This is a genomic window from Bradyrhizobium sp. 31Argb (assembly GCF_043638955.1).
Lineage (GTDB): Bacteria > Pseudomonadota > Alphaproteobacteria > Rhizobiales > Xanthobacteraceae > Bradyrhizobium.
Genome location: NZ_JBEGDB010000529.1, coordinates 1 through 2,169, shown reverse-complemented (window position 1 = coordinate 2,169; position 2,169 = coordinate 1). Strand labels below are relative to the sequence as shown.

The window sequence follows — 2,169 nt, the reverse complement described above, 5'->3', positions numbered from 1 at the left end:
TTGCTCGCTTCATCTGTCCGTCCTTCTTCGGGCCGGACTCTAACTCCTTCTGGAGGAAATACTCAGTGGCAGGTCACAAGCGATCACATCCAGCAGGTCGCCGAGCATGGTCAGGAACTGAGACATCGACATCACGTCAAGCATCTGGGGATGGACGGTGATCAGAACCGATGTGGCGGCAAACAGTGCGCCGAAGGTGAGATCGGCATGGACAAAATGATGTTGATCGAAAGCGACGCATACGGCGGCGCTTGTCGTCAAGATCGGCATCATCCTCCCAGCGTTGCTGCAGGTCTTTCAATCCGGAACGGCTTGCCAGCGTCGCGCCCTGCTCTGTTTCCGCGTCGAGCTCGCCGTTTCGCGTGATGTATGCGAGGTGCGACTTGAGATGCCCCACGCTCTTGGTCCGGCCGGTGATCTTGACCATCACCTCCGGCGCTCGGCGCACGATGCGTTCGAGCTTTGCGCGCATCGCCGGCGTAAGGCGGCCCGGAGCGGAAGGATCGGGGATATCCCACTCGGCCCGCCGTGGACGCCGATTGGGCGTTTCCCAGATATACGAGATCGGCGGAAGTTCGGAGGCCATATCGGTCGGCCGCGGCGAGCGCCGGCTCATCGCCGTCCATCCCAATAATCCGCGTTGCCGTGCAACGCGCTACGCAATTGCGCGAGTTCCGCTTCAATGACCAATTTAGCCTCTTGAATTGTGGACAGATCAGGCTCAACCGCCCTGCCCTGCAGCACACTGGTGTTTGCCGCCCGCGCGATCTGGTTGATGTTGCCGCCGATCCGGTTGAGCTCGCGAACGATCGCGCGAAGCGCGTCATGCTCGTTCGGGGAATGCTGCACAGGTGATCCCAACCGCGAGCGCACCAGCGCGACAATCCAGCCGGTTCGAGTCATGCCTCGCTGACGCGAGACTTCCGCGAGCTGCCGCATCTCGCTCTCGCGAAATCGCACCGTCACCTTCTCCGGGCGTCCGACCGGCAACGCCAAGATACGCGGCGCTGGTGCAGCTAGCGCATCAGCAATGAGACGCCGCAGCAGCGCGGATTTGCCGCCTTGGGTAGCTGCAAAAGCCGAGAACTCCGCCGCAACTTCGTCGGAGACACGAAGAGAGATCAGAGCCATGCACTCAAATTGCCGCGCTCCGGTGACTCATCCGATGGAGCACAATTGGAAGATTGTTGACGCCTCGTTTCGGCCTTCCCTTTCTCTCTGCCGCGGTCGGCATCACTCGTCGACATTCGACACCCAAGTTTTTGAAACTGTCCCTAAGACAGAACATGACCGCGTCCGCGTCACCACGTCCTGTAAAGCGGTCACAGAAGCGCATCATGTCTGGCCTGCGGGACGTCAAGATCTCTTCCTACCTCCGCTCTCGCGCGCGAGCGAATCCCGTGCACAACGCGGCCACGATCGCAATCGCAGCAAGGGCGGCTACATGGCGATCCGCACTGTAAGCCAAGCCGGTTCGTCGCTATTGATTCAACAGCCTCTCTTTAAATGCAAATACTTCACTGGTGTGCTCTGCCCTGCGACTCTCGTCTGTTTATCGAATCCCAGGCCGACGCGACGTCAGCAGCGGTCGTGCTATTGCGGGTCGGCGCCGTCGGTTGCAGCGCTTCCCATCGTTAGTCCACGCGCACCAGGCTTGTCGCCAACACCGAGACACTACAGAGATCGTCTGCATTTGCAGCGCGCGCAGCCCGCCTTAGATCTTGTCACACTCGTGATGTGGTTCCCCGATATGACGCCTCTGCAAAGGAATCCGGTCCTGCTGTGCCATGCCTTACAACCTGACGCTACGGTCGATTCAAGCGCTTTGAGCGCCGGGCAAGCGTCAACACGTTCTAAGATGGGCATATCCATATAACGGCGAGAGCCAGTAGGACGCACTCCTCGACCGTTGCCGGCCCGCCGGTCGCGCGTACGAAACGTCGTTGATGCTCGCCGACAGTCGCTCGGCCTATATTGGGCGCACCGCAACTAACCAAGGTTTGTGATTATCGCGCCTGCGGCGAACGGCCGGATTCCACAGGTTTAAGCCACCTGCTGCTATTCCTAGTCTGCGATAGTTTGAGACCGAAAAGGGCTGCTCCGTTTGATAGACGGAGCGCATGATGACGACAAAGACGAGACGCAAGATCGACGCGGCACTGAAGGCAA

At 59.7% G+C, this 2,169-nt stretch carries 2 protein-coding genes and 1 pseudogene; all 3 read right to left on the bottom strand.

Translation table 11 applies throughout. The annotated features are described in order from the left end of the window. Positions 1-81: 81 nt before the first annotated feature. Positions 82-201 (bottom strand): annotated as a pseudogene (locus tag AAFX91_RS41025) (plasmid partitioning protein RepA); the annotation flags it as partial. Between the two features lie 411 nt (positions 202-612). After that, positions 613-1,131, bottom strand: coding sequence for a MobC family plasmid mobilization relaxosome protein (locus AAFX91_RS41020; protein ID WP_394570273.1), 519 nt, complete (start codon positions 1,129-1,131; stop codon positions 613-615). 838 nt (positions 1,132-1,969) lie between these two features. After that, positions 1,970-2,169: hypothetical protein (locus AAFX91_RS41015; RefSeq protein ID WP_394570272.1), on the bottom strand; the 200-nt coding region annotated here is incomplete at its 5' end.

Excerpts from the sequence above, each read along its gene's own strand:
- AAFX91_RS41020 (WP_394570273.1), bottom strand. The coding sequence starts at position 1,131 with ATGGCTCTGATCTCTCTTCGTGTCTCCGACGAAGTTGCGGCGGAGTTC.